The sequence below is a fragment of the Anaerosporobacter sp. genome (assembly GCF_031551385.1).
Taxonomy (GTDB): Bacteria; Bacillota; Clostridia; order Lachnospirales; family Lachnospiraceae; genus Anaerosporobacter.
On record NZ_JAVBNS010000293.1, the window covers coordinates 1 to 4,996 of the forward strand.

The 4,996-nt window shown below is 34.3% G+C and carries 7 protein-coding genes and 1 pseudogene; 7 read left to right on the forward strand and 1 reads right to left on the reverse strand.

Going from position 1 to position 4,996, the window contains the following annotated elements; all coding sequences use genetic code 11:
• Positions 1–208: 208 nt before the first annotated feature.
• The 6 genes from minD to RMR19_RS21590 all read left to right on the forward strand — a co-directional run bounded on the left by minD (position 209) and on the right by RMR19_RS21590 (position 4,374).
• Positions 209–1,000, forward strand: a complete 792-nt coding sequence (gene minD / locus RMR19_RS21565; protein ID WP_310605576.1) for a septum site-determining protein MinD — start codon at positions 209–211, stop codon at positions 998–1,000.
• A gap of 24 nt (positions 1,001–1,024) precedes the next feature.
• Entirely contained in the window at positions 1,025–1,300 is a 276-nt protein-coding gene (gene minE, locus RMR19_RS21570) for a cell division topological specificity factor MinE (protein WP_310605577.1), read from the forward strand.
• A gap of 12 nt (positions 1,301–1,312) precedes the next feature.
• On the forward strand, positions 1,313–2,428 hold the full coding sequence (locus RMR19_RS21575) for an FtsW/RodA/SpoVE family cell cycle protein (RefSeq protein ID WP_310605578.1): 1,116 nt from the start codon (positions 1,313–1,315) through the stop codon (positions 2,426–2,428).
• A 6-nt stretch (positions 2,429–2,434) separates the two neighbouring features.
• Complete coding sequence (locus tag RMR19_RS21580; protein WP_310605579.1) at positions 2,435–2,830, forward strand: methylglyoxal synthase; 396 nt, start codon at positions 2,435–2,437, stop codon at positions 2,828–2,830.
• Complete coding sequence (locus RMR19_RS21585) at positions 2,809–3,810, forward strand: D-alanyl-D-alanine carboxypeptidase family protein (RefSeq protein ID WP_310605580.1); 1,002 nt, start codon at positions 2,809–2,811, stop codon at positions 3,808–3,810. Before RMR19_RS21580 ends, RMR19_RS21585 begins: the two co-directional genes overlap by 22 nt.
• A gap of 144 nt (positions 3,811–3,954) precedes the next feature.
• Positions 3,955–4,374 carry a twitching motility protein PilT gene (locus RMR19_RS21590; protein WP_310605581.1) on the forward strand — a complete coding sequence of 140 codons (420 nt, stop codon included), beginning with the start codon at positions 3,955–3,957 and terminating at the stop codon, positions 4,372–4,374.
• A 70-nt stretch (positions 4,375–4,444) separates the two neighbouring features.
• On the opposite strand, the gene RMR19_RS21595 is transcribed toward RMR19_RS21590, so the two are convergent.
• Positions 4,445–4,645 (reverse strand): DUF378 domain-containing protein, encoded by a 201-nt coding sequence (locus tag RMR19_RS21595; protein WP_310605582.1) that lies wholly within the window; start codon positions 4,643–4,645, stop codon positions 4,445–4,447.
• A 168-nt stretch (positions 4,646–4,813) separates the two neighbouring features.
• Here RMR19_RS21595 and RMR19_RS21600 point away from each other — a divergent pair.
• A pseudogene (locus tag RMR19_RS21600) lies at positions 4,814–4,996 on the forward strand (TIGR01212 family radical SAM protein); the annotation flags it as partial.

The following is a 4,996-nucleotide window of genomic DNA, read 5'->3' on the forward strand; positions in this document are numbered from 1 at the left end:
AAGATCGAGAGAAGTTTCCAAAGAAGCAAAAATTGCTTATGTAGAAGATGGAAACATTTATATTGAATCCATTAGTAAAGATGTTCTTAATGACATTCGTCTATAGAATTAGTCTATAAGCATATGGTCTATTCGTAATATGATGTATCCCTGTTACGAATAGACAACAATAGACATTATGAATTAAAAAGTTTGGAGGAATAATTTCATGGGTGAAGTAATAGTTATAACGTCGGGAAAAGGTGGCGTTGGTAAAACAACTACTACAGCTAACGTAGGTACTGGTTTAGCACAATTAAACAAAAAAGTTGTATTAATCGATACCGATATAGGATTAAGAAATCTTGATGTTGTAATGGGTCTTGAAAATCGTATTGTTTATAATTTAGTTGATGTTGTAGAAGGTAATTGTAGAATTAAGCAAGCTTTAATTAAAGATAAGAGATATCCAAATCTATACTTATTGCCATCTGCTCAAACAAGAGATAAATCCGCAGTTACACCAGAGCAAATGAGCAAATTAGCAGATGAGTTAAAAGAAGAGTTTGATTACATACTAATGGATTGTCCTGCAGGTATTGAGCAAGGATTTAAGAATGCAATTGCTGGAGCAGATCGTGCTTTAGTAGTTACAACTCCTGAAGTTTCCGCTGTTCGTGATGCTGATAGAATCATTGGATTACTTGAGGCAAACGAGATTAAACAAACACATTTAATCGTTAACAGACTTCGTATGGATATGGTAAAACGTGGAGACATGATGTCTAGTGATGATGTTGTTGAAATTCTAGCTGTTGATTTAATCGGTGTTGTACCAGATGATGAAGGCATCGTAATTTCAACAAACCAAGGTGAACCATTAGTAGGTAATGATACATTAGCTGGACAAGCTTTTATGAATGTTTGCAAGAGAATCACTGGCGAGCAAATTCCTTTCTTAGACTTGAATGGAAAAGCATCACTTATGCAACGTTTAGCTAGCATATTCAAAAAACAATAGGACAAAGGGAGGGAATATTAACCAATGGGTATCGCAGAATTATTCAAGAAAAAAGCATCGGGTAGCGTTGCAAAAGATCGTTTAAAACTTGTGCTTGTATCCGATCGCGCGAATTGTTCTCCTGAGATTATGGAACAGATGAAAAATGACATTATTAAAGTTATTTCAAAATATGTGGAAATTGACGAGGAGAAGTTAGATATTGAAATTACACAAACTGACTCCGAGGAAAATAACGGCAAAGTTCCAGCGCTTATTGCCAACATTCCGATTAAAGACTTGAAAACTCCACGAAAATAAGGATGATTATTCATGTTTGATTTTAAACAATATGACTTTAAACGAATGAACTATTCGTTAGTCGTGCTTGTTCTTATACTCGTAAGTATAGGAACATATCTAATTCGATTAGTAGAACCTGCAGATGGTAAGAAGCAGATTATGGGTCTTGTACTTGGTTTTATGGCTATGTGCTTTGTAGCACTTGTTGATTACCATTTTGTATGTCGTTTTATATGGTTAATTTATTTAGCAAATCTTGTTTTACTAGTTCTTGTATTTATACCTGGCATTGCACATCCACAGTTTGGTACAAACCGTTGGATTAATCTTGTTGCGTTTGATTTACAGCCTTCCGAGGTATGTAAAATTATGATGATTGTTGTGCTTGCACAATTCTTTACTGATAGAAAAGAGAAGATGGATCGTATATCCACTGTATTGATTTCGGCTGTTATGATAATGATACCTATAGCAATGGTTATGAAACAACCTGATTTATCATCGAGTATGGTTTTGGTCTTCACCTTTGCTATTATGATTTATGCTGCTGGTCTTAGTTATAAACTTATTGTGCCAATACTAGCGCTTGGAATTCCTTCTGCTATTGCATTGTTTTGGTATATACAGCAACCCTATCAGAAGATACTAGATAACTACCAGCGTGGAAGAATTCTAGCCTTTAAATTCCCTGATCAGTATCCAGCTGAAGTATGGCAACAGAAAATATCAATTGAGTATATGGGATCGGGGCGTTTATACGGTAAATTGTTTTCTGGTCAATCCGTAGAACTAAAGAGCAAAAGCTTACCGGTATCAGAAAGTGATTTTATCTTTTCTGTAGTAGGAGAACAACTAGGATTTATTGGTGCATGCGTTGTTATTGGTCTTTTAGCTATTGTAATATTCAAATGCCTTGCGGTTGCAAGAACAGCAAGAGACCGAACTGGTATGTTGATTGCAACAGGAATATCTGCCATGTTTATGTTTCAGGTGTTTGCCAACATTGGTGTTGCAACACTTATGCTACCAAATACAGGACTACCTTTACCTTTCATAAGTTATGGACTAAGTTCCTTAGTCAGTTATATGATAGGAATAGGATTTATATTAAATGTTAGCTTACAAAGAAAAAATATGAGGGGGTAAATGCATATGAATATCGGAATGATTGCACATGATGCAAAGAAAAAACTAATGCAAAACTTCTGTATTGCCTATCGTGGTATTTTAAGTAAGAATGAATTATATGCGACAGGAACTACAGGAAGATTGATTGAAGAAGTTACAAATCTAAATGTTCATAAATATCTAGCAGGTCATCTAGGCGGCGAACAACAGTTGGGTGCACAAATCGAGCACAACCAAATAGATATTGTTATCTTCTTAAGAGACCCATTAACACCAAAGTCACATGAACCAGATGTTAATAATGTTGTTCAATTATGTGATACACATAATATTCCATTAGCTACGAATCTTGCAACTGCTGAATTACTTATCAAAGCGTTAGATCGAGGTGATTTAGAATGGAGAGAATCCTTAAAATGAGATTGAATAAGAAAATACAGATAATAAGCTCCCTGTTAGTGATGGTAACACTAACAGGGTGTTCGTCGTCTACTGAAGCACTAATGAAGTATTCCGTTTCGGATTCAAGTGCAATTGAGTATACGACAGCAAATAATTCAAGTGATGAATATGCTGATTTGTTTACAGACAATCTTTGTGTAGTCCCTTTAAAATCAGATATTGGTGGTGATGGTAACTTAGCTGCTGAAGCTACACTACTAGTCAATAATACAGATAATAAGTTATTGTATGCTGATAGCATCTACGAGAAATTGTATCCAGCTAGTATAACAAAAGTTATGACAGCATTAGTAACATTAAAGAATGCAAACCTATCAGATACGGTTACGGTTAGTTATAATGCTTCCCATATCGCTGAAGTAGGGGCAAGTTTATGTGGACTTAAAGAAGGAGATCAGATTAATCTGAAAGACCTTCTTAATGTCTTTTTAATTAGTTCTGGTAATGATGCTGGTATTGCCATTGCTGAGCATGTTGCTGGAAGTGAAGAGGCATTTGCTAACATGATGAATGAGCAAGCAAAAGAGTTAGGTGCAACACATTCTCACTTTGCCAACGCTCATGGACTTCATGATGAAAACCATTATACAACTGCTTATGATATTTATCTTATCTTTCAAGAAGCTTTAAAACAACCCATTTTTGTGGAAATTATAGGCACGAAATCGTATGATGCTACCTATAGTAATAGTGCTGGTAGTCAAGTGAAAAAAGAATTTTCAACTACAAACAATTATTTAAAAGGCGTTGAAACGATGCCTGAAGGAATTACTGTAATAGGTGGAAAAACAGGCACTACAAACAAAGCTGGTTCTTGTCTTGTTCTTTATTCAAAAGACCGCTCAGACAAAGAATATATCTCTGTTATTTTGAAATCAGATTCTAAAACAACATTATATTCACAGATGTCTTACCTACTTAAGTTTATTTACAAATAGAGATTGTAAATTCATACTGCCTATACTATAATTAATTCATAGACTTACAGAGCTTTCGCATATACTAGTAACAGCATCAGATATGGCTATGGTTATTGGATTTCTAACTTTCAGAACCCTCAAGAAAAATAAGGAGGAACTTCTATGGTTCAGATTATTGTTGGTGAAAAAGGTAAGGGTAAGACAAAAGTACTTATTAATCAAGCAAATGAAAAAATGCTGCAATCGGAAGGTACTGTTGTATACATAGACAAAAGCAACAAACATATGTATGAACTTAACAACAAACTCCGATTGATAAGCGTAAGCGATTATCTCGTAGAGAATCAGCATGAATTTGTTGGATTTGTATGCGGGATTATATCACAAGACCACGATTTGGAATGTGTGTTCGTTGATAGTTTCCTAAAAGTCGCACAAGTAGCAGGAGATGAAATTGAAACCGTAATCAACAAGTTAAAGAATATTTCCGATCAGTTTCACATCGATTTTGTTTTAAGTATTTCAATCAATAATGACAGTATAGCTGATAGCTTGAAGAGTGATGTTATTGTATCATTATAAAATGTTAAGAAAAGAGCAGATTGACTCCATTAAAAAATGGAATGAATCTGCTCTTTTCTAAATAGCCGCATTAGGCATCGTTACGTAATCTTCCGAAGAAACTAAGAGCATAAAGGCCACAAATACCAATAACGGCATATACGATTCTTGAAACTAGAGTCATATCCCCGAAAACTACTCTTACAAGGTCAAAGCCTAAAAATCCAATTAGTCCCCAGTTTATAGCTCCGATAATTACTAGAATGAGCGCAATATAATCTATGGTTTTCATAATATACCTCCTTTGTCATTCTAGAAGTAGTATGTTACTTTTTCAAAAAAATATACATTCTATACTAATAATAAAACAAAACTAGTTTTTTCATCTACCTATACAATTTAACAAATATATGGTATAATATGCGTTATTAGCGTTGAATGGAAGTAAGGAAGATGAGATATGTATTATAAATATTCAGACTATTTAAAAGATAGATATGGAACCAAAGTTTATAAATTACCTGTAAACTTGCCAATCACTTGCCCTAATCGAATTCACGGGACAGGCTGTACATTTTGTGCAGATGTAGGAACAGGCTTTGAGGCACAGGATGCAAGTTTAACAGTTATTAAACAATTAGAA

Bases quoted from the DNA above. Each gene is read 5' to 3' on its own strand.
- RMR19_RS21580 (WP_310605579.1), top strand. From the start codon at position 2,435: ATGAATATCGGAATGATTGCACATGATGCAAAGAAAAAACTAATGCAA.
- RMR19_RS21575 (WP_310605578.1), top strand. From the start codon at position 1,313: ATGTTTGATTTTAAACAATATGACTTTAAACGAATGAACTATTCGTTA.
- RMR19_RS21595 (WP_310605582.1), bottom strand. From the start codon at position 4,645: ATGAAAACCATAGATTATATTGCGCTCATTCTAGTAATTATCGGAGCT.
- minE (WP_310605577.1), top strand. From the start codon at position 1,025: ATGGGTATCGCAGAATTATTCAAGAAAAAAGCATCGGGTAGCGTTGCA.
- minD (WP_310605576.1), top strand. From the start codon at position 209: ATGGGTGAAGTAATAGTTATAACGTCGGGAAAAGGTGGCGTTGGTAAA.
- RMR19_RS21590 (WP_310605581.1), top strand. From the start codon at position 3,955: ATGGTTCAGATTATTGTTGGTGAAAAAGGTAAGGGTAAGACAAAAGTA.
- RMR19_RS21585 (WP_310605580.1), top strand. From the start codon at position 2,809: ATGGAGAGAATCCTTAAAATGAGATTGAATAAGAAAATACAGATAATA.